The sequence below is a fragment of the Phycisphaerae bacterium genome (assembly GCA_035384605.1).
Lineage (GTDB): Bacteria > Planctomycetota > Phycisphaerae > UBA1845 > PWPN01 > JAUCQB01.
The window spans coordinates 12225-34177 of record DAOOIV010000057.1 but is presented as its reverse complement, the minus strand read 5'-3'; the positions used below and the strand labels follow the sequence as shown (position 1 = coordinate 34177).

Sequence of the window (21953 nt, the reverse complement as noted above, 5' to 3'; positions counted from 1 at the left end):
GGGGGCGTCGGCCCTACCCCCCGCATGCCCACGCAAAGCCGTGGGCATGGCACCCCGCGGACCTGCCCTACCTGCTCGGTGGAGGATTGACATCGTCATGAATGCCGAATGCGGAAAGGATTCCGCAGCGTGTACGGCCCGGAAAGGATTCCGGGCCGAGCGGGCGAGAATGCGGCCCGGAAAGGATTCCGGGCCGAGCGGATGGGACGTGACTCGGGCCGGATGATCGACATCGGGATTTGAGGAATTCGGGGTCTTCAGCAGAATCTGTGGGTGGGATTGGGGCTCCGTCCCAAGGCCTGGGATCTTTTGAGGCATCGCTCCGGTGTTCCAGAGGCGGCAAACACGGGCGTTTTTGTGGGGGAGGACCATGTTGCACCCCCGACCAACACCGCCCAATGCGGGTGCGGAAAGCGGACTCGGAAATCCCGTCTAGACAGCAAGGATAAAAAAGCACATGGATACGGGTGTTTCAGCGCGTCAACGAGTCAAAACGACCCACAGATTCTGCTGAGGAGATCAATTCAATTCTCAACTCGCAACTCTCCATTCTCCATTCCCTTCTCTTCTTGCAAGCCATCGGCTGTGCGTTTAACCTTTGAACGATCGACAGGAAATCAGGTCACAGGTCGAAAGGGCACAGACATGATTCGATCGTTCAATCGTTGGGTATGGATCGGCGGTTTGGCGGTGTTCGTTCTGGTCGGCGCGTGCTCGCAGCAGGGCGGACCCAAGGGGCCAGGTGACATGACAGAGGGCAAGTGCGAAATGAAAGTAGAGAAGGAAAACTGGGGCACGACGCTCGATGGGGCCAGGGTGGACCTTTATCGGCTGACCAACGCCCATGGAATGCAGGCGGATATCGCCACTTATGGCGGCATTGTGGTCCGGCTGATGGTTCCGGACAAGAACGGCCAGTTCGATGACGTCGTGCTGGGGTTTGACTCGCTGGCGGGTTACCTGAAGGGGCACCCGTTTTTCGGGGCCCTGGTCGGCCGTTACGGCAACCGCATCGCCAAAGGCCGGTTTACCCTCGACGGCGTCGAATACAACCTGGCGACCAACAACATGGGCAACCATCTGCACGGCGGCCTGAAAGGCTTCGACAAGGCCGTCTGGGCAGCCGAGCCGGTGCAGCGCAGCGAGGCGGTTGGCCTCAGACTCTCCCATACGAGCAAGGATGGGGAAGAGGGGTACCCCGGCAATCTCGAGTGCACGGTGACGTACCTTCTGACCAACAAAAACGAGCTGAAGATCGAGTATGAGGCGACGACGGACAAGGCGACGCCGGTGAACCTTACCAACCACACGTACTTCAACCTTGCCGGAGCCGGCAGCGGGGACGTCCTCAACCACTTGATGATGCTTAATGCCGACCGCTTCCTGCCGGTGGACAAGACGCTTATTCCCACGGGCGAGTTGCGCCCGGTCAAGGGCACGCCGTTCGATTTCACCAAGCCCACGCCCATCGGCAAGAACATCAACGCCGACGACGAGCAGGTGAAATTCGGCAACGGCTGGGACCATTGCTTCGTGCTGAACAAGTCCCAACCCGGCGAACTGACGCTGTGTGCCCGCGTGACCGAGCCGACCAGCGGCCGGGTGATGGAGATGCACACCACCGAGCCGGGTGTGCAGTTCTACTCCGGCAACTTTCTCGACGGGTCCAACGTCGGCAAGGGGGGCAAGGCGTACAAGTTTCGCTATGGTTTCTGCCTCGAAGCGGAGCATTACCCCGATTCGCCGAACAAGCCGGAATTCCCGTCCACAATCCTCAAGCCGGGTGAAATCTACCGGCAGACGACGATCTACCGGTTCAGCACGAAGTAGATGCGACGAGCTTGCTTGCGGCACCGGTCTCCCCGCCGGTGGCCGGATAGGAGCGTATCATGGGACTTGCCGACATCCTCGTTTTCGTCCTGTTCGTGGCCGCGGTCATCGCCGTCGGCCTTTGGAAGAGCCGCGGTGAGGAAACGCGCAGCGAGCACGGTGCGCAGGACTACTTCCTGGCCGGCCGGGGGTTGACCTGGTGGCTGGTCGGTTTTTCGCTCATTGCCGCCAACATCTCGACCGAGCAGTTCGTCGGCATGAGCGGCAAGGCCGCGGACTGGCTCGGCATGGCCATTGCCAGCTATGAGTGGATGGCGGCCATCACACTTGTCGTCGTTGCGTTCCTGTTCCTGCCCAAGTTTCTCAAGAGCGGTATTTACACGATCCCGGAGTTCCTGGAGTACCGTTACAACACCTTCGCACGCACGGTGATGGCCATTTCGACCTTGATCATCTTGGTCGGCGTGCCTACGGCATCGGTGATCTACTCGGGCGCCAAGGTCATCACGGTGAATTTCCAGGGCCAGTCCGTCTTTGGCTTCGACCTGGGCAGCATCGAGGTCGGCTGCTGGATCATCGGCACTCTGGCGGCGATCTATGTGTTTGCCGGCGGATTGAAGGCCTGTGCCTGGGCCGACCTCATTCAGGGCTCGGCGCTGATCGTCGGCGGCGTCATCATAGCGTTCCTGGCCATGAGGTGGCTGGGCAATGCCGATCCGGGCGCTCTTGCCGCCACGGCCACCGCGCCCGTCGACGCGACCGCCCTGGGCGGTGCCGGAGCGTTGGAACGTCTTCGCATGCTGAATGCCGGCGATTGGGCGACCGGAAAGCTGCACATGGTGAAGCCGGCGTCGGACCCCGAGGTGCCATGGACCGCCCTGGTCGTGGGCCTGTGGATTCCGAATTTCTTCTATTGGGGATTGAACCAGTACATCACCCAACGCACGCTGGGCTCGAAGTCCCTCGCGGAAGGGCAGCGGGGTGTGGTCTTCGCGGCGTTTCTGAAGCTGCTGGTTCCGTTCGTGGTAGTGATTCCGGGCATCCTGGCGTACAACCTGTTTTCCGGCGACCTGCGAAACGCGGCCGTGGTCAAGAACGCCAAGGCGATTGCCGCGTTTGCTCCTGATCTCTACCCGCAGCTTTCCGACGACGTCAAGCCCGACGCCGCTGATCCCCTTTACGTGAACGATCTCAAGGCGATCAACAGGCAACTCGACCGCGCGCGGACCAAGCCGCCCCAAGATCTGACGGTCTTTCGTTTTACAGGAAGTTTCGCCGAGGATCACACGGCGGATGCGGCGTGCATCGTGAGTTTCAACGCCGCAGCACTTGGCGTGGAATTGCCGAACGAGTGGCTGGCTCAGGCAAAGTCTGACCCGCAGCTTCTGATGAATCGCAACGCCGATCTCCTGAAGAAAGCCGGCGACAAGGAATTCAAGGGCACCGTCCGCGAGCTGGTGCTGCGAGATTACGACGCGGCCTTCCCGGTGCTGATCAAGAACCTCCTGCCCCTGGGAAGCGGACTGAAAGGCTTCGTGCTCGCGGCCATCTTCGGCGCGGTGGTCAGCTCGCTGGCCTCGATGTTGAACTCGTCGTCGACCATCTTCGCGATGGACATCTTCCGCAAACTGAAGAAGGACGCCACGCAGTTCCAGTTGGTCACCACGGGCCGCATCTGCGTGGTCGCGTTCGTCCTGATCGCGATGCTCATCGCCCCCAGACTGGACAATCCGAAGTTCGGCGGCATTTTTACCTTCATCCAGGAATTCCAGGGTTTTATCTCGCCGGGCATTCTGGCGATTTTCCTGTTCGGTGTGTTGGTTCACAGGGCCCCCCGGGCCTGCGGCACGGCAGGTCTGCTCCTCAATCCCGTTCTGTACGGCGGCTTCAAGTGGTGGATCGGTCCCTGGATGTGCGCCCATGGCCTGTGGTGGTCGAAGGAAATGTCCTTCCTGGACCGCATGGCGGTGTGTTTCTTTATCGTGCTGGCTGTGCTTACGGTCATGCGGCTTGCCGCCCCGATGCCCCGTCCGGTTGACCTGCCGGTGAACCCCAAGATGAACCTGGAGAGCAAGGGCGACGTCAAGATCTGGGGTACCCTGGTCGTTCTGGCGACCCTGGCACTCTACGTTGTGTTCTGGTGAGCATACAGCAGACCGGGGATCGTCGCCACATCGGTTGCTGATGAACGGTATTCCGTCCGGGGCTTTGGGGTAGCCATCGACTCAATGCCGCAGGCATGGGAACGGGGCAACAACGCTAACTCGTTCTGTGGACTGGTTTTGCCGATATTGGATACGGGCGATTGTCGTTTTCTGTTGACGCCCCTGTGGGGCGTGCTATAGTGAGATCGGCCGGGGCTGAGCGACGGCTTGCGTGGGCGGCCTTCCGGCAAGGTGATGTCCGGCGTTGCGGGCATCGGATATAGAACTGACAACGGCATGCGATTCACGACGCGCACGACGGTTTGATGTGGCATTCGCGGACGAGTTCGGCGAACTGCAGATCGTGCGCGAGTGAGTGAATCGCATGCCGTTTCTCTTTTGGCGGCGGGCGGGTTGCCGGCCCTGGTGTGAAACGGGCGGCCGCCGGCCCGGCTCTTGTGGAAGTGGTGAACAATGCCTCAGATCACACTGCCTGATGGGAAAGTGCTCGACGTGCCGGCGGGAAAGACCGTCGCGGACGTCGCAGCCATGATCAACCCCGGCCTGGCCCGCGCGGCCATCGCCGCCAAACTCGACGGCGCTATCGTCGATCTGAGCACGCCGGTCACACGGGATGGCCGTTTGTCCATCCTCAAAGCCGACGCCGACGACCCCGACAGCCTGTACGTCATGCGCCACAGTTGCGCCCATGTCATGGCCGAGGCTATCTGCTCGCTGTTCCCGCAGGCCAAGCTGGTCTACGGCCCGCCGGTCGAGAACGGCTTCTATTACGACATTGATCTGGACCGGCCCCTGTCTCAAGAGGACTTCGCAGCCATCGAGGCGAAGATGGCTGAGATCGTGAAGGCCGATCGGCCGTTCACCCGTTACGAAATGAGCCGCGAAGAAGGTATGGCGAAACTCCGTCAGGAGGGCAGCCGATACAAGATCGACAATGCGGAACGGGCGGAAGGGCCTCTGAGCTTTTACGTGACCGGCACAGAAAGGGGCAGTGATTTCGAGGATCTGTGTCGCGGTCCCCACGTACCCAGTACCGGCCGGATCGGGGCCTTCAAGATCATGCAGGTCAGCGGGGCTTATTACCGCGGCGACCAGAAAGAGAAGCAGCTTCAGCGGGTTTATGGCACAGCCTGGCCGACCGCCAAGGACTTGAAGCGTTACCTGGATCAACTGGAGGAGGCCAGGAAGCGCGACCACCGCAAGATAGGGCAGGAACTCGGGCTGTTTCTCATTGATCCGCTCGTCGGCAGCGGCTTGGTGCTCTGGAAGCCCAAGGGTGCGATTGTCCGCTACCAGCTTGAGAGCTTCCTGCGGGGCGAGTTGACCAAGCTTGGCTACCAGGCCGTGTACACCCCCCAGATCGGAAAGCTGGGCCTCTACCGGACCAGTGGTCATTTCCCATACTACAAAGACAGCCAGTTTCCCCCGCTGTATGAGGCCGATTTGCAGAAGGCCCTCAATATGCTTTGGGAGCTGACCAGGGCCCGGGCCGAACATGCTCCGGCAACCGCGGAGGAATTGCAGGCCATCGAAAATATGCGGGGTATGGATGGCGCATTGGCTGACGAGCTGTTGGCCGCCTCCGAACAGGGAAAACAAGCCCTTGTCAAGCGGATCGAAGCAGCGCTCGAAGTCTCCGACGGTTACCTGTTGCGTCCGATGAACTGTCCGCACCATATTCGGATCTTCGCCTCGGAACCTCGGAGTTATCGCGATTTGCCGATCCGCCTGGCAGAATTCGGGACCGTCTACCGGTACGAGCAGAGCGGCGAGCTGTCGGGCATGACCCGGGTCCGGGGCTTCACCCAGGATGACGCTCACCTGTTCTGTCGCCCCGACCAGCTTCTGGACGAGATCGCCGGTTGTGTCAACCTGACGCGGAAGGTGTTTGATTCCCTGGGCCTGGGGGACTACCGCGTCCGGATCGGCTTGCGGGAACCAGGGAGCTCCAAGTACGTTGGTAGCGACGAGAATTGGGCCCTTGCCGAGCAGGCCGTTCGGACTGCCGTTCAGGGCAGCGGCATGCGCTATTCGGAGGAAAAGGGTGAGGCAGCCTTCTACGGCCCGAAGATCGACTTTGTGGTCAAAGATTGCATCGGGCGTGAGTGGCAACTCGGGACGGTCCAGGTGGATTATAATCTGCCCGAGAGGTTTGACCTGACCTATGTGGGCTCGGACAATACCGCCCATCGGCCGGTAATGATTCACCGAGCCCCGTTCGGCAGCATGGAGCGGTTTGTGGCCATTCTCATCGAGCACTTTGCCGGAGCGTTTCCGATGTGGCTGGCTCCCGTGCAGGTGTTCGTGGCGTCGGTCAGCGAGAAGAGCGCCGCGTATGCCGTGAAGGTTCGGGATCGGCTTGTCGAGGCCGATTTGCGGGTGGAACTGGACGTCAGCGCCGAAAAAATCGGCCCCAAGAAGCACTATGCGAGGAAGCACAAGATCCCGTATACTCTTGTCGTGGGAGAGCGGGAGGCGGCGGAAGGCAGCGTGAACGTCAACGACCGCTCCGGCAAGACGATCGGAAACGAATCGGTCGAGGCGTTCATCGCCCGTTGCGTGAAGGAAGTCAACGAGCGGACGGTCAAGCCGGCCGCATCGAATTGACCGGCATGGGCCGGTCGCGCGAGCCTTGTCGTGCTCGCGTCAGGACAAAGCGAGGCTTATCAGAAAGAGAGGGTTGAACCATCGCCAAACTGCAGCGGTGCAACGAACAGATTCGATTGCCGTCGGTCCGCCTGATCGACGAGAACAATGAACAGGTCGGAGTTGTCCCTACCGCGGAAGCTCTTCGTCGGGCTCGCGAGGCGGGCTTGGATCTCGTGGAGGTGGCCCCGACGGAAAGGCCGCCCGTCTGCCGGATCATGGATTTCGGCAAGTTCAAGTATTCTCAGAACCAGAAGAAGAAAAAGCAGAAGCATCACCAGCAGAAGCTCAAGGAGATCCGCCTGCATCCGGATGTCGGGGAACACGACCGGGACATCAAGGTGAGCCGTGCGGTGAAGTTCCTTGAGGATGGCGACAAGGTCCAGTTCACCATGGTCTTTCACGGACGCGAACGATTCCACAAGGAAATCGGGTTCGATATCTTCAAGCTGATCATCGAGCAGGTCGGCGAGAAGGGCAGAATCGAGCGTCCGCCGCGGATAGAAGGTCAGCGCATGGTCATGGTATTCTCCCCCGGCAAGCCGGGAGCCAAGCCCGCCGCCGCGGTCGTTCCGGCCAAGCCGGCGGCGGAAACGCCGACCTGAGCCCTGGTTCATGGGTGCAACGGGCGGTTCAAACACCGAGCCGATGCCGGTGAGCGCGCCCGTCTTTTTCCCGAAGGAGTGTTCGTCTTTTCATGCCAGATTTGATCCCGCCCCATGGCGGCCTGAAGGAACCGGTGAACCGCACGGTCCCAGCCGATCGAGTTCATGAGTTTGTTAGGGAAGTTGCTTCGTGGCCGGCCTTGCCGGTCAGCGACGCCGATCTGTCAAGCGTTTACCGGATCGGCGACGGAGGGCTCAGCCCGCTGACCGGCCCGATGGTCAAGGCGGTCTACGATCAAGTTCTTCGGGACGTCAACATTGACCACAACGGGCACAAGTACGCGTGGTCTATCCCGATTTCGCTGCCGGTCACCAAGGACCTCGCCTCCGCCCTCAAGGTCGGCCGGCGGGTACGGTTAACGAACTCCGCCGGTGAAACGGTCGGTGCGCTGTTGATCGAGGACATCTTCCCGTGGGACAAGCTCGCCTACATCGAGGCGGTCTATCAGACGAAGCGGATCGACCACCCTGGCGGTCAGATGGTTATGAACGATCCCGGCGAGATGTTGATCGGCGGCCAGATCGAAATGTTGCCGCAGCCCAAGCACCCGGAATACGGTCAATTCGTGCTGACGCCGCGGGAAACGCGGACATTGTTCGCCGAGAAGGGCTGGGAACGCGTGGTGGCCTTCCAGACCCGCAATCCGCTGCACCGGGCCCATGAGTACGCCCTGGTATACGGGGCCGAGGTGTTGACCCGTCAGGGCTTTAAGACAGGGGTGGTCCTGAACCCGCTGATCGGGGAAACCAAATCAGACGACGTTGACGCCCCGACCCGGATGCGAACGTACCGGGCCCTGCTCGAAAACCGCCAGCTCGGCGAAGGTGACAAGGACGAGGAATTGTGGCGGTCGAAAGGCTACGATATCAACGACGTGGCCCTGCTTCTTGGTTTGGACATCAAGATGTTCTATGCCGGTCCGAAGGAGGCGATCATGCACGCCATCTATCGCCAGAACTTCGGTTTCACCGACATTATCATAGGTCGCAAGCACGCCGACGCCCCATATTTCGACGGTAAGGACATCTGGGACCCGTTGGCTGCCCAGGAGATCTTCTCTCAACTGACCGGCGAGTTGCGGATTCGGCCGGTGAAGGTCGGCTTCGCGGCCTATTATGAGGAACTGGGGCGCGTTGCCCTGGTCGATGAGTGCGGCAAGAAGGGCTGGAAACCGATTCCGATCAGCGGACGTGATGTTCGCGAGGCGTTGTCGGCCGGCCGATTGCCCGATCCGCGGGTCATGCGCGAATCAACGGCCCGGATTCTGATCGAGGCCATGCGGAAGTGACCTATGTCCGTGCCCCGGGAACTCATTGACACCTTGGCCGCCGCCGGCTTCCCGGTGATTGCGGGTCATGTCACGCCGGACCTCGATTCCCTGGGCGCGATGCTGGCCCTGGCTCGATCGTTGCCGTCGTCGGAGGCGGCGATCGTTCTTCCCGTTCCCCTTGAAAGCCAGAGGCTCCTGTTTCTCATGGAGCTGAGTAATGGCGTGCCGATCGCTGATCCGGAAAGGGTCGGTCGCGCCGACGTCGTGGTGATCGTCGATACCGCGTCCACGAAACGAGTCAACGTTGCCGGCCACTGGGAGGCCATTGCCGACAAGCTGATCGTCAACATCGACCACCACACTACCAATCCCGATTTCGGATCCATCAACTGGGTGGAAGACAATGCCAGCAGCACGTGCGAGCTGGTATGGAGACTCATCCGCGCGGCAGGCTGGAAACTCGATCCTGTCACTGCGGGACTGCTCTATGCGGGGATCTATTCCGACACGGCGGGTTTCTCGTTGCCCAGTACGACGGCGGACTGCCTTGATGCGGCCGCGGATCTGGTCCGCAGCGGAGCCGACGTTGATCGGATCGGTTGCCGAATTGCCCGGTCGCAGGAGCGGCACGAGTTCGACCTGATACGGAAGGTCTACCATAACACTCATGTGGTGGCCGAAGGCCGCATCGCGTACAGCACCTTGACTTACGAGGAAATCGCCTCATGTGGGTGCTCGCCGCAGGATATCGACGACCAGGTCTCGATCCCTCGCTCGCTGTCCGGAATCCGGATGGCCCTGCTTTTCTCAGAAGGAGAGAAGGGTGTGATTCGGATTAATCTTCGCGGCGAACCGGGCACGCCGGTTCTGCCGCTGGCGGAGAAACTCGGTGGAGGAGGTCATGCGTACTCGGCCGGGGTTCGTATTCGCGGAGCGATGGGCGACGTCGTGAGTCGCGTCTTGACCGAGGCGTGCGAAATGCTCAGGGCGCAGGATCAGGGGGTGTTTTCCCTGGGTGCGGGTTGATCGCAGAAGACACCGGCGGAACATGCGACCCACTGCAGGCCGTAAGTCCTTGTGACGAAGAACAATGCAACAGTCGGCGGACGTTCTTGCCCGACGAAGGATGCTGGTGTAGTATTACGGGGCTCTGTGTGAAACCGAATGCCGGTGATGGCGGGGGCGGGATGCGGCGTCGGATGCCGTGCATGCCGCCTCGCTGGAGGTAAATACGTGGGCATGAGTGAAGCCGGGCAATGTGATTCTTCCGCCGAGCATCGGCTCGTCGGGTGGGCGGTGTATCATCGCCCGGCCGTGGTCCTGTCGCTGCTGTGCGCCTTGATGGCGACCGGCTGCACGATCCCGCTTCGCTCGACCTCGGAATTGCGGCAACCGGCCCGGTGGACCAAAGGTTACACCATTATTCTTCCGGGTATCGAGGGAAGGAGTAATCTGAACGAGAGTATCGCGTTCGGCCTCAACAAGGGTGGGGTGCCCGGGGCCATTGAGATCTACGACTGGACGGTCGGCGGCACTTTCACCTGGATTCTTAATCTTCGCTGGTCCGAGCACAATCGCAAACAGGCAAGCCGCATCGCCGGCAAGATCATTACCTATCAGGACACCTATCCGGGTCGGCCGGTTTGCCTGATCGGTCATTCCGGCGGTGGTGGGGTGGCAGTGCTGACCCTCGAGGCCTTACCGGCAGAGCACAAGATCGATCACGCCATCCTGCTGGCCCCCGCGTTGGCTCCGGACCACGATCTTCGCAGGGCTCTCAGCCGCACGAGGTCGGGGATATGGCACTACTACTCCAAGTACGACGTCGGTTTTCTTCAGGCGGGAACAGCCATTTTTGGCACCGTCGACGGGCGGCACTCTCGGGCCGCCGGCGCGGTCGGGTTCGTCAAACCCTGGGGAATGGACAAAGCCGGGCACGAGCTCTACGACCGGTTACTCCACCAGCAGGAATTCACCCCGCAGATGGCCGAGGCCGGGCATTACGGGTTGCACACGACCTGGGCCAGGGAATCCTTTGTGTCGCGATGGCTCGCCCCCATCGTCAAGACGGCCTACACGCAGGTTCCGGAGTATGCCTCGGATAGCGGTGCTTCCGCCGCCCAACCATCGGCCCCCAAATGATGTGCCGGTTCGCGTGAGAACCGACGTCCGAAAACCAAGCGAGTGTCTTATTAAGACGTGGTTTGTGCTGCCTCCTTGCGATCACATTGTTGGCCAGGGATTACCTGATTGAAACACAGGGACGGAGAATGTAGCATAAACGTTCCGTGAGTTGTGCCGGCGCGAGGTCTTCCTGATGGGGCATGCTGACGTTACTGTGGGCAAGGTTTTGTTATTCCAGCCCGAAGGCTCGGTCGTGGCTGGATTGTCCGAACTGTTCGACCGGTTCGGTCAAGTCCGCGTCGAATCCACTATTCAGGGCGCGCTCAGAGCGCTCGACGAAGAGCAGTTCGGCCTGTTTGTGAGCACCTCCCCGGAGTTCCTCGCCGCCGATCGGTTGGCAGCCCATCGACAGCTCGGAGCGGTGTTGGATGTGATCGGGCAGGGCGTCTGTATCATCAACCTGTCGGGGGAGGTGACTTGGTGTAACGCCCGTGCGGAGAAACTTCCCGAGGAGGTGCTTGAACGAATTCGCAAGCACTGCGTGACGGCGTACGGCTCGCCCGAGGGCCGGGCGATCGTCGGACGTTCTCGAAGCTTGAGCCTCGTGGTGGACAACGACCGCTATTACGACGCCTCGATCACGCCGATCGAGGATCGCGAACGCCAGGTGACCCGCCTCGTGGTGGCGGTATCCGACGTGACCCGCGCCCGTCGTCTTCAGCAGAAAATGGATGCCATCGACAACGCCGGCCGCGAGCTCGTGCGCCTGGATGCCCAGGAGCTGGCCAAGATGGATGCCGACCAGCGGCTGGCCCTGCTCGAGCGCAAGATCATCCGCTCGACCCGAGAGCTCTTGGAGTTCAACAACTTCGCCATTCGCCTGCTCGACGAGAGAACCAACAAGCTGGAACTTGTTCTCAGTGCCGGGTTGCTGCCGGAGGGCGAGGAAATCGATATCTACGCCTCGACGGAAAACAACGGCATCAGCGGATACGTCGCGGCCACGGGCCGAAGCTACATCTGTCCCGACGTGCAGAAGGATCCGCGATACATCGTCGGCATCAGCAACGCGAAGTCTTCGCTGACGGTGCCCCTGTGGCTTCATGATAAGGTGGTCGGCGTATTCAATATCGAAAGCGATACCGCCGGGGCGTTCTCCGAGGAAGATCGGCAGTTTGCCGAGATTTTCGGTCGCTACGTGGCTATTGCCTTGCACATCCTTGACCTGCTGGTCGTCGAGCGACATGCCACGACGGGCCGCCTGGCTGACAACGTTTCTTCCGAGATCGCCGGGCCGCTGAGCGACATTCTTTCCGACGCCACCACGTTGATGGAAGATTACATCGGCCACGACGACTTGCGACACCGCCTCCAATGCATTGTGGACAACGTGGATCGAATACGCACGCTGGTACGCCAGGTCGTCAGACCGACGAGCGGAATCCTGGGGGCCAAACCGACCCAGCCCGCGAAGGACCCGATCCTGTCCGGGAAATCGGTCCTGCTCGTCGATGACGAAGAGATTATTCGCCAGACGGTTTGCGATGTCTTAAGCAAATACGGTTGCGAGGTCGAGGTGGCCCGCGACGGCGTGCGGGCCTTGGCCATGATCCACGCGAGATCCTACGATCTGGTGATCACGGACATTCGCATGCCCGGCAAAAGCGGGTACGAGATCTTCGCGGCCGTCAAGGAGGCTCACCCCGGCTGTCCGGTGATCTTCATGACCGGCTTCGGCTATGACCCGAATCACTCCATCATCCGGGCCAGCAAGGAGGGTCTCTCGGCCGTCCTGTACAAGCCCTTCAAAGTTGATCAACTCCTGACTGATGTCCGGGCGGCCATCTCCCCGGGGAAACGGTAATCCCAAGCTCGCAGTCAAGCCGACCCACCGAGCGGTTCGTGCGTTTCCACGAGCAGACCGGCGCCACCGCGCCTGACGATTAGTCCGATGATGCCATCAGTTGCCCGATGAGACGCCAGCATGCTCCTTTTAATTCATCCTGACACTTTCTGTGATCCCCCACCCCCGCCGCGGCAGGGGTGGGTCGCCAGGCGAAAGCTGGCAAGGGGGGAAAGTGCTACGGAACAACCATGTTCATTCAAGATCGGATAGCAGTCTGACGGAGATGCCTCGCGTGGCTCGGATTGCCCGATCATTCGTCAGCAAAGTATCGCACTGCATTGCCAAAGCCGTGGCGACATGGATTGCATCGGGCAGTTTCAGGCCTGTCGCCGCACGGATCTCCGCGGCCTCGATCAGAATCGCCTGAGTGATCGGGGCAAGCGTCAGGGCCGCCGAAGGCTCAAGGAAATCGCAATACTCATTCACCAAGGCCGCGTTCTTGTCCTGTTTTGGCTTGACCAGAACCTCGGCCAGCGTCAACTCACTCGTGGCTGCGGACAGTGTGCCTTGGTCCATTGCTCCGAGGAGCTTGTGAATGACGGTCTCGTGCTCGACTCACCCTTCGACCGCGTAAACGACGATATTGGCGTCGATGTATATCCGTTTGCCAAGCTGGGACGTCACCTCTCCCATGCGTTCCGCTCCCGACGGAGAAAAGCATCTGTTTCCTGCGGTGTGCTGAAAGAGCCCCTGCCGGAGCCGAATAGCGACAAGTAGGACTTGTCTCGGGTTTCCCGGCCGACGAGGACGATGACTTCGGCCTGGCGCCCGACAGGCAATTGGTCGGAGATGACTTCAACACGTCCGCCCTCCTGGATTGTGACAATCTGTCTATATGCGCTGACCATTATGTCACCTCATCCGTACCATTATACCCGAAACCCGTTGGCAAGGGTAAGCCTGTCCCCGCCCCAGTGTATACCGGTCCGCACGACAGCGACGGCTGAGAATCCGTTGGTCCAGGCGGCCGGTTCGGCGGCCTATCCCGCCAGTTCCTGCATTTTGGCGATGTAGATGGGCACTTCCTTATGCGGGTCGGCGCCCTCGTACTCAAGAGTGACGTAACCGCGGTAGCCGGCTTCCCGGATGATCTTGAAGATGCGGGCGAAATCGGCGGGTTCGCGCTCCTTGGTTCCGGGCGTCTTGACGACCTCGGTTTTGAATTGACAGATGATCGCGTGGGGGGCCGCCTTGGCGATGTTCTCGTAAGGCTTCTCGACGAAGTTGCCCGTGTCGAGGTTGATGCCCAGCCAGTCGCTCTTGACCGCCTCAATGATCTTGATGACCGCATCGGCGGTCTCGGTCAGGTAGCCGTGGTTCTCGATCGCCAGGAAGATGCCCTTCGAGCCGGCATACTCGCAGGCTTTCTTCATGCCTGCGACGGCGCGCTCGAAGTCCTTGTCACGGCCGGCACCGGGCATGGCCTTGCCCGCGAAAATGCGGATTGCCGGGGCCCCAAGCTTCACGCACACGTCCACCCAGTTGCGAACAGACTCAAGCTCCTTATCCAGTTCCGGCCCTGGCGGCAGGCAGAAGTTGTTGCGCATCGGGGAGGCGCTGATTTCCAGTCCGGCAAGGAAGATCTTTCGCTTGAGGGCGTAAAGGTACTCGTCGTCGGTCTTGAGAAAGTAATAAGCCGTCGGCTCGATGGCGTCGATGCCGAGCTTAACGCAGAGGTCGACCAGGTCAAAGAGCGACATTTTTCCCGGTTGGCCGGGCTGGTCCAGGAACTGGCGAAACGAATAGCCCGCCAGGCTGATCTTGAATCGCTTTGGGGATTGCGGCCGAACCGTTGAATCGCCGGCGGCGGCGTCAGCGGCACGGGCAAGGTGGGCCGTGAAGACGGAGGCGGACATCCCCGCTGCAGCGGTCAGCACTTCGCGTCGGGAACACGCTTTCATTTTGTACTCCTTGTGTCAAGATGCCACATCGACCGGAGTCATCTCGACGCTCTTACATGGCCGGCCGATCGGGCATTAGTCCCTTCCGTCGCAACTGGTGCGCATTTTGCGCGCATGTTTCTGGATCGCAGTGCGCTTGGGTTGCGGCCCGCAAAAAGGCGGTCCGCCTCAGGTCATGGCGGTATTATCCCCCGTTGGCGAAGCTGTGAAAAGGTTGTGCACGGTCGTATAGTAGCAACCGTGGCGTTGCTTGCGGTGATCCGGGCGATGAGGGCGGCGGGTGCCGGCCGACGAGTCGGCCAGAGGTGTGTGTCAGACCATGAAGGCGAGGCGGATCATTCCGACATATTCAGTCCTGCTTCGTACCGACGGCGCAGAAGGCCCGGTCGCCTGGCGCCTGTTCCATTCCCCGCGGTTCATGATCTGTGCCACCGCAGTTGAGGACGTCGTGCCTTGCCTGCATGAGTTGGAGCGCGCGGTTGCCGGGGGCTGCCATGCGGCCGGTTTCATAGCCTATGAAGCCGCCCCGGCGTTCGATAAGGCGCTGGTCACCCATGCCCCCACGACAGTCCCGCTGATGTGGTTCGGCTTGTACGACCCGCCCGAGACCGTTGCAGAACTTCCAAAGAGCGATTCGGACGAACTGCCGGCGTGTCACTGGGAATCGCAGATGAGCGAGGCGGCGTATCGGTCGGCCGTCGAGAAAATCAAGCACTACATAGCAGAAGGACACACTTACCAGGTGAATCTGACGCATCGGCTTCGCTCTCGCCTTCAGATCGAGCCCTACGGTTTTTTCCGTTCGCTCTATCGTGCGCAGCCTGTTCCACACGCTGCGTATCTTGACCTCGGCCGATACGCGATCTGTTCGCTTTCGCCGGAGTTGTTCTTCCGGCTTGAGGGCCGACGCATCATCAGCCGTCCCATGAAGGGCACGGCCGGACGCGGACGATGGTGGGAGGAGGATGAACGCCGCGCCGCTTGGTTGGCAGACTCGCCGAAAAACCGCGCCGAAAACGCCATGATCGTGGACATGATTCGCAACGATCTCGGACGGATCGCCGAGAAAGGCAGCGTTGAGGTTGAAGAGGTCTTCAAGGTCGAGCAATATCGAACACTCTTCCAGATGACATCAACCGTCGCCGCCCGAACAAACGCGCCCGTTTCCGAGATTCTGCGCGCGTTGTTCCCTTGCGCTTCCGTGACGGGAGCACCGAAGGTCCGAACGATGCAGATCATTCGTGAACTCGAGGTCGGCCCCCGTGGCGTCTACACCGGGTGCATCGGCTACGTATCGCCGTCGCGAAAAGCTCTCTTTAATGTGGCCATCCGGACGGCCGTGGTTGACGCGGAAGACGGCCGGATCGAGTACGGCACGGGGGGCGGTATCACCTGGGATTCGTCCGCGACCGACGAGAGCATGGAGTGCCGACTTAAGGTGAGCGTGCTTGAACGGCCAGATCCGGAATTCTGCCTCCTTGAGACCCTTCTCTGGGACGGCCGCAAGTACCGTCTTCTTGACGGACATCTGCGGCGGCTGAAAAGGTCGGCCGACTATTTCGGCTACCCGATCGATCTGCGCGCCGCCGGCAGGACACTGGAAGAGGCATCGAAGCCCTATGCCCTGAGACTTGCACGCGTCCGACTGCTGGTCGATGAGACCGGTAAAGCGACTTGTGAATCGCACCTTTTGGAGCGATGCCGCCCGCGCCCGACATGTCGGCTCGCAATGGCTTGCCGTCCCGTCGACAGCTCCGACCGGTTTCTCTATCACAAGACCACGCACAGAACCGTCTACGAGACCGCCCGTGCCGCCTCGCCGGGGTTCGACGATGTACTGCTTTGGAATGAACGGAGTGAGATCACCGAATCCACGATCGCCAATGTTGTCTTACGGTTTGGAGACCGCTTGGTGACGCCCCCGATCTCGGCCGGATTGTTACCGGGCGTTTTTCGTGAACGCTTGCTCGAACGTCGGGTGATTCGTGAAGAATCCATGCCCATCGAGGCGCTGGCGTCCGCGACCGCCGTATACCTGGTCAACTCGGTTCGGGGTTGGGTGCGGGCAAGCCTGCACGACCCGCACGGAATTCTGCGGTCCGTCGGGTTCCAGCGCGATACAATGCCCTCGAATGAAGAAGAAGCATCGTCAGAGCCGTGTGGTCTGGATCCGCGATGACCGGCCGGTGACGCCGGAGGAAGTGGCTTGGCTGAAAACGCCTGCCGCACAGGCGGTCTGCGCGGCTATGATGGGCGACGAACCGGCGGATACGCCTGCGGCGATCGAGCGCTGGCGGCAGCGGCTTGAGCCCGACCAGGTCGCCGCCGCCTGGCATCAGACGCTCTTGAGACGGGCGGGGCGGGCCAAGTTCTCTCGGGCCGACGAGATGCTGTTCGACCGAGTCGGCCTGGAGCAGGCCAGTGATGAGGTGGTGGCGGCCCATAAAGCCGGGCGATTTTCAGATTGCGGACGAATTGCGGATCTTTGCTGCGGCATTGGTGGCGACACTCTCGCACTGGCGACGCAAGCCGAGGTAACGGCCGTGGATTGGTCGCGATCGCGGGTTCTGATGGCCGAACACAACGCGGCAGTCTACGGAGGAAGGATTGTCGGAAAGGTTGGCGACGTCCTGATCCACAGGCCCGACGCGGATGCCATCCACATCGATCCCGATCGACGGCCGGAAGGGGCGCGACGCCATGACCCCGTTCTTGCTTCACCTGATCTCGAAGAGCTCCGGCGACTGGTCGAACGCTATCGTCACGCGGCCATCAAGCTCTCGCCCGGGGCTGATCTTAGCCGGTTGCCGTTCGACGCCGAGATCGAGCTGATCAGTCATATGGGCGCGTGCAAGCAGGCGGTCATCTGGACGGGAAGATTCAAGCAGGTTTATCGGCGGGCAACCGTGTTGCCGGCCGGAGACAGCGTCTTCTCCTCAGAAGTGGATCCGCCGGCGTGGCCTGAGCCGCGGGAATTACGGCCCGGATGCTTTCTCTACGAACCCGACGCCGCCGTTATTCGAGCCGGCCTGGTCGGCGCTGTCGCGCGGCAGCTCGAACTGGCGCCGGTGGACAGGCAGATCGCTTATCTGTCAGGTGATCGGCTGCTATCCTCAGCGTTTGTTACGCCGTTTCAGGTGATCGACGTGACCGACTTCTCGGCCCGCAAGGCGCGAACATGGTTGGCGGCTCACGACGTCGGCAGGGTGCACATCAAGACCCGAGGCTTCGCTGCCAGGCCGGAGGAACTGCTTCACCGTCTTCGCCTCAGAGGCCGCCATGAGGCGGTCCTGCTCTTGACGCGCGTCGCAGGCCGCCCGACCGCCGTCCTTGCCCGGCGCCTGCGCCGCTGATTGCTTGGGTATTTGCACGCCCGCCCGGTCCGTGGTATGAGCTACCGGCTTGGGGACGGGTGGCCGGCCTGGCGCTTGGAGTATTCGATGATGGTCGACGAGCGATGCATTGCCTACTTCTCCATGGAAATCGGCTTGGACGCTCTGATGCCGACGTATAGCGGCGGACTGGGCGTGCTTGCGGGCGATACGATCCGCTCGGCCGCCGATCTGAAGGTGCCGATGGTGGCGGTAAGCCTGCTGCATCGGAAGGGCTACTTCTATCAGCGTCTCGAAGCCAGCGGATGGCAGCTCGAGGAGCCCGTCGAGTGGAACGTCGACGACTTCGTTACCGAGGAGAACGTCCGGGCATCGGTGACCATCGGGGGCCGTCCCGTGCGGCTCCGCGCCTGGAGGAGGGACGTGACCGGCGTGAGCGGCTACGTTGTTCCGGTCTATTTCCTCGATTCCGACCTGCCGGAAAACGCGGAGCAGGACCGCATGCTGACGCATTGGCTCTACGGCGGCGACGACAACTACCGCCTCTGCCAGGAGATCATCCTGGGCATTGGCGGGGTCCGGATGTTGCGGTCCCTGGGGTACCGGCAGATCGATCGCTTTCACATGAACGAAGGCCACGCGAGCCTGTGCACGCTTGAGTTGCTGGATGAAAGGCGCCGTGCCGGAAACCGTGACGCGATTGTACAGGAAGACGTTGAGGCCGTGCGCCGCATGTGCATCTTCACCACACATACGCCGGTTCCTGCCGGGCACGACAAGTTTCCGGTGGACCTGGTTGCAGAAGTATTAGGCGATCACCCTGCGCTGACGATGCGGAACCTCATCTGCTGCGACGGCGTCCTGAACATGACTTATCTGGCGTTGAATCTCAGCCACTACGTGAACGGCGTGGCCAAGAAGCACGGCGAGATTTCACGGCACATGTTCGCGTCGTACGTCATTGACTCGATCACCAACGGTGTTCACGCGGCCACATGGGCCTCCGAGCCTTTCCAGGCGTTGTTCGACAGGCACATACCAGGTTGGCGGGAGGACAATTTCAGTCTCCGCTATGCGCTCAGCATTCCGCACAAGGAGGTCTGGAATGCCCACATGGCCGCAAAGCGAGACCTGATCGACTACGTTAATCGCGAGACGAACACGGGCATGGACGTGGATTTCCTGACGATCGGTTTTGCGCGCCGCGCGGCGGCCTACAAGCGAGCGGACCTGCTCCTGCGAGATCCGGATCGGCTTCGCAAAATCGCTCGTGATGTCGGCCCGTTTCAGATCGTCTATGCCGGCAAATCGCACCCCCGCGACGAGGAAGGCAAGAAGATGATCCAACGAATCTACCAGGCACGCAAGTCGCTCCGGGATGCCGTCCACATCGCCTACCTGCCCAATTACGACATGACCCTCGGCAAGCTGGTCACCTCGGGAGTGGACCTATGGCTCAACACGCCGCAACGCCCGATGGAGGCCTCGGGAACCAGCGGAATGAAGGCCGCCCTCAACGGTGTTCCGTCGCTGAGCGTGCTGGACGGCTGGTGGATCGAGGGCTGCATCGAGGGAACCACCGGCTGGGCCATCGGCCGGGACGGCCGGACTCCCGAAACTTCCGCCGACAACCAGGCCGATGCGGCGTCGCTGTACGAGAAGCTCGAGCAGGTGGTGGCTCCCCTGTTCTACAGGGACCGTGATCGGTACCTGGACGTCATGGTGCACGCCATCGCGCTGAACGGCTCGTTCTTCAACACGCAACGGATGATGCAGCAATATGTGCTTAAAGCGTATTTCCGTTAACGGAATCTGACGCGCTCACGCACCGATCACACGCCGCAGGAACGGCACAACCCTTCCTTGCGGTCTGCCCGCGAGCGGACTGTGGGCTGATTCCGCAATGAAGGGTTGTGTCGCCGGGGCCGGCCTGTTCAACGGCCGATTATCCCCACTTGCCCTTGTTCATGTGGCTTTGGATCTCGGTCATCGAGAGCTTCATCATCACGTAGGATGCTTCAAGGCTCTTCTGGAACACGTCCACGCAGCCCGGATCGAGGTTGTCCTGAATCCCGTCTTTGCATGCCCGCTCGATCTGCCGGGCCAGGTCAATCACATGGGCGTGGAGCATGTTGGTTCGCCGCGAACGCTCGACCAGGTTGGCGGCGTGGTCGTCGAGCGCGGTGAACTTCTCCGCCGGCGCACCGCACTTGGGACAGACGGTCGGAGGTCCGTCGCCGTCATGGATGTATCCGCATACGCACTTGAACTTCTTCTTCATACCAATCCTGCCTTTCTTGCGATCACGCGGGTCAAGCAAAGCGTCTCACGATTGCCGGACGCTCCCAGAAGCTTAGGTGACGCGGGCGTATTCGGCAAGCCGACGGTGTGGGAGTCTCGTCGCTCCTGATGGGGTGGTGGGGCCTGCTCATTCTGTTTTGGCCTCCCAGTGCTGCCTGACTCTCTGGAAGTACTCGATCCGGGTCTCGATCTTACCGATTTCTCTCGGGTAGAAATCGAGCATGATATCACAGAGCTCCAGCATCCAGGATTTGCGCGAATAATGAGGTTTGAGACTGATGTGGTTCGCATTAGCGATCTGTATCTGACCCCACCCCAGCGCCCCAATCGTCAGGCATTCCCAGTCGAGAAACTCGATGGGTACAAAGGTGACCTCGGAGATCACCGCGTGGGTTCCTTCGAGACGGTACCTGACAAGCAAGAGCACGAAGTAGTTGCTGTCATCCTCGTAGAAACGCGTGAGCCGCTCCACGGAGGTGAGATTCGGCATGTTGAACTTCGTGTCTTCCCGATGGGTCTTGACGTCAACGACGTAGTACAAGCCATCGTTGTCCTTGAATGCGATGTCGGCCATGGCCCGGCGCGCGAAGTTGGCGGAGTACTCCGCACAATCCTCTCCAAGGATTACCCGAAAGTTGTCCCCAAGAATGCCTTCAAGCGCATCGCCAAACGCGCGTGGGCTGCGAGCCGTGCTGGGCGAAAGAAAATCCTCGTGTCCATTGAGGAACTCCTTGGTTCGGCGGGCAATTCCTTGGTAACGGTCTGTTGAGAAAATCCGGCTGTTCATGTTTTCCTTTCATTTCGTGGTGGGCATCGGATCGAAGAGGCTTGGCGGGCCGGCGGCTGGGGTCCGCGGTGTGCCCCGACCGTTGTTTTGGTCGGAAAAGCTGTTTCGCTCCCAGAAGACGCCATCGGTGTACCCTTGGATACCGGGGTCGGCTTCCGCCAAATGCAGCCGTTTTTCCGCCAGACAGCAGAACTCGCGGTCGATTTCGATGCCTACGAAATGGCGTTGTAGCTTCTTCGCCACAACTGAAGTGGTTCCAGATCCGAGAAAGGGATCGAGGACGACGTCACCGACGTTCGAACTGGCAAGGATGATTCTGGCGAGGAGCTTCTCGGGTTTCTGTGTGGGGTGATCCGTGTTTTCCGGCATGGACCAGAAGGGTACTGTCAGGTCGGTCCAGATGTTCGAGGGATGAGTGATTCGATACCTGCCTTGGTCGGTCTGCTGCCAGTCTTTTGGTCTGCCTAGGTCGTCCGTGTAAGGCGCAATGACGCGACGCTTGAGCTTGACGTCATCGATGTTGAAGACATAGTCATCGGAAACGGTGGCGAACCAGATGTCTTCCGTGTTGTTCTTCCAGTTGGTCTTTGCGCCGCGCCCTTTTTCTCGCTCCCACGAAATGCGATTTCTGACTTTGTAGTGGCGAAGAAGCACGCGATGTATCGCCGTGGAGGATCGCCAGTCCCCGCAGACGTAGATGGACCCAGTAGGTTTCAAAAGGCATCGCAGCCCCGGGAGCCACGAACTCAACCAAGCCTCGTATTTGTCAAGATCGGTCTGTTTGAAGGTATTACCGTTGAATGATTTCGTCAGGTTGTAGGGGGGATCCGCCACGATGAGATCAAAGGCAGCACGAGGAAGAAGGGGCAGCACTTCGAAAGCGTCTTGGCAGATCGTTCTGTCTAAGACGTCTGGCAGCGACGCTGGGGAGTCGAGGCGAAGCAATGACTGCGAGCAGCGCCGCCGGTCGGCGTCGGACAAAACAAGGGTTCTGTTTCGTGGTGCTCGCGGTTTCTCGTTCATGA

Annotated in this window: 16 protein-coding genes; 11 read left to right on the top strand and 5 right to left on the bottom strand. The window is 60.7% G+C overall.

Annotated elements, in window-relative coordinates; translation table 11 throughout:
* Nucleotides 1–645: 645 nt before the first annotated feature.
* The 8 genes from PLL20_13275 to PLL20_13240 all read left to right on the top strand — a co-directional run bounded on the left by PLL20_13275 (nucleotide 646) and on the right by PLL20_13240 (nucleotide 12565).
* A complete protein-coding gene (locus tag PLL20_13275) occupies nucleotides 646–1830 on the top strand; it encodes an aldose epimerase family protein (protein HPD30963.1) in 1185 nt (394 codons plus the stop codon).
* Nucleotides 1831–1889: 59 nt separating this feature from the next.
* The gene (locus PLL20_13270; GenBank protein HPD30962.1) at nucleotides 1890–3974 is read left to right on the top strand and encodes a sodium/solute symporter; all 2085 of its coding nucleotides are present in this window, start codon (nucleotides 1890–1892) and stop codon (nucleotides 3972–3974) included.
* A gap of 474 nt (nucleotides 3975–4448) precedes the next feature.
* Nucleotides 4449–6602 carry a threonine--tRNA ligase gene (gene thrS, locus PLL20_13265; protein HPD30961.1) on the top strand — a complete coding sequence of 718 codons (2154 nt, stop codon included), beginning with the start codon at nucleotides 4449–4451 and terminating at the stop codon, nucleotides 6600–6602.
* Nucleotides 6603–6682: 80 nt separating this feature from the next.
* Nucleotides 6683–7246, top strand: a complete 564-nt coding sequence (gene infC, locus PLL20_13260) for a translation initiation factor IF-3 (GenBank protein HPD30960.1) — start codon at nucleotides 6683–6685, stop codon at nucleotides 7244–7246.
* A gap of 92 nt (nucleotides 7247–7338) precedes the next feature.
* Nucleotides 7339–8595, top strand: a complete 1257-nt coding sequence (locus tag PLL20_13255; GenBank protein HPD30959.1) for a sulfate adenylyltransferase — start codon at nucleotides 7339–7341, stop codon at nucleotides 8593–8595.
* Between the two features lie 3 nt (nucleotides 8596–8598).
* A complete protein-coding gene (locus PLL20_13250; GenBank protein ID HPD30958.1) occupies nucleotides 8599–9603 on the top strand; it encodes a bifunctional oligoribonuclease/PAP phosphatase NrnA in 1005 nt (334 codons plus the stop codon).
* 213 nt (nucleotides 9604–9816) lie between these two features.
* Entirely contained in the window at nucleotides 9817–10719 is a 903-nt protein-coding gene (locus PLL20_13245) for an alpha/beta hydrolase (GenBank protein HPD30957.1), read from the top strand.
* 175 nt (nucleotides 10720–10894) lie between these two features.
* Nucleotides 10895–12565: a response regulator gene (locus PLL20_13240; GenBank protein HPD30956.1), complete on the top strand. Its 1671-nt coding sequence runs from the start codon at nucleotides 10895–10897 to the stop codon at nucleotides 12563–12565.
* 234 nt (nucleotides 12566–12799) lie between these two features.
* Here PLL20_13240 and PLL20_13235 read toward each other — a convergent pair whose 3' ends face one another.
* Both PLL20_13235 and PLL20_13230 read right to left on the bottom strand, forming a co-directional pair.
* On the bottom strand, nucleotides 12800–13144 hold the full coding sequence (locus PLL20_13235; GenBank protein HPD30955.1) for a PIN domain-containing protein: 345 nt from the start codon (nucleotides 13142–13144) through the stop codon (nucleotides 12800–12802).
* Nucleotides 13145–13587: 443 nt separating this feature from the next.
* A complete protein-coding gene (locus PLL20_13230) occupies nucleotides 13588–14508 on the bottom strand; it encodes a sugar phosphate isomerase/epimerase family protein (protein HPD30954.1) in 921 nt (306 codons plus the stop codon).
* A gap of 280 nt (nucleotides 14509–14788) precedes the next feature.
* On the opposite strand from PLL20_13230, the gene pabB reads away from it, so the two are divergent.
* The 3 genes from pabB to glgP all read left to right on the top strand — a co-directional run bounded on the left by pabB (nucleotide 14789) and on the right by glgP (nucleotide 19646).
* Nucleotides 14789–16687, top strand: coding sequence for an aminodeoxychorismate synthase component I (gene pabB, locus PLL20_13225; GenBank protein ID HPD30953.1), 1899 nt, complete (start codon nucleotides 14789–14791; stop codon nucleotides 16685–16687).
* Entirely contained in the window at nucleotides 16641–17861 is a 1221-nt protein-coding gene (locus PLL20_13220) for a class I SAM-dependent methyltransferase (protein ID HPD30952.1), read from the top strand. Before pabB ends, PLL20_13220 begins: the two co-directional genes overlap by 47 nt.
* A gap of 87 nt (nucleotides 17862–17948) precedes the next feature.
* Nucleotides 17949–19646, top strand: coding sequence for an alpha-glucan family phosphorylase (gene glgP / locus PLL20_13215; GenBank protein ID HPD30951.1), 1698 nt, complete (start codon nucleotides 17949–17951; stop codon nucleotides 19644–19646).
* Between the two features lie 139 nt (nucleotides 19647–19785).
* On the opposite strand, the gene PLL20_13210 is transcribed toward glgP, so the two are convergent.
* The 3 genes from PLL20_13210 to PLL20_13200 all read right to left on the bottom strand — a co-directional run bounded on the left by PLL20_13210 (nucleotide 19786) and on the right by PLL20_13200 (nucleotide 21951).
* The gene (locus PLL20_13210; protein ID HPD30950.1) at nucleotides 19786–20121 is read right to left on the bottom strand and encodes a rubredoxin; all 336 of its coding nucleotides are present in this window, start codon (nucleotides 20119–20121) and stop codon (nucleotides 19786–19788) included.
* Nucleotides 20122–20268: 147 nt separating this feature from the next.
* The gene (locus PLL20_13205) at nucleotides 20269–20928 is read right to left on the bottom strand and encodes a hypothetical protein (GenBank protein ID HPD30949.1); all 660 of its coding nucleotides are present in this window, start codon (nucleotides 20926–20928) and stop codon (nucleotides 20269–20271) included.
* 9 nt (nucleotides 20929–20937) lie between these two features.
* The gene (locus PLL20_13200; GenBank protein ID HPD30948.1) at nucleotides 20938–21951 is read right to left on the bottom strand and encodes a site-specific DNA-methyltransferase; all 1014 of its coding nucleotides are present in this window, start codon (nucleotides 21949–21951) and stop codon (nucleotides 20938–20940) included.
* Nucleotides 21952–21953: the final 2 nt, after the last annotated feature.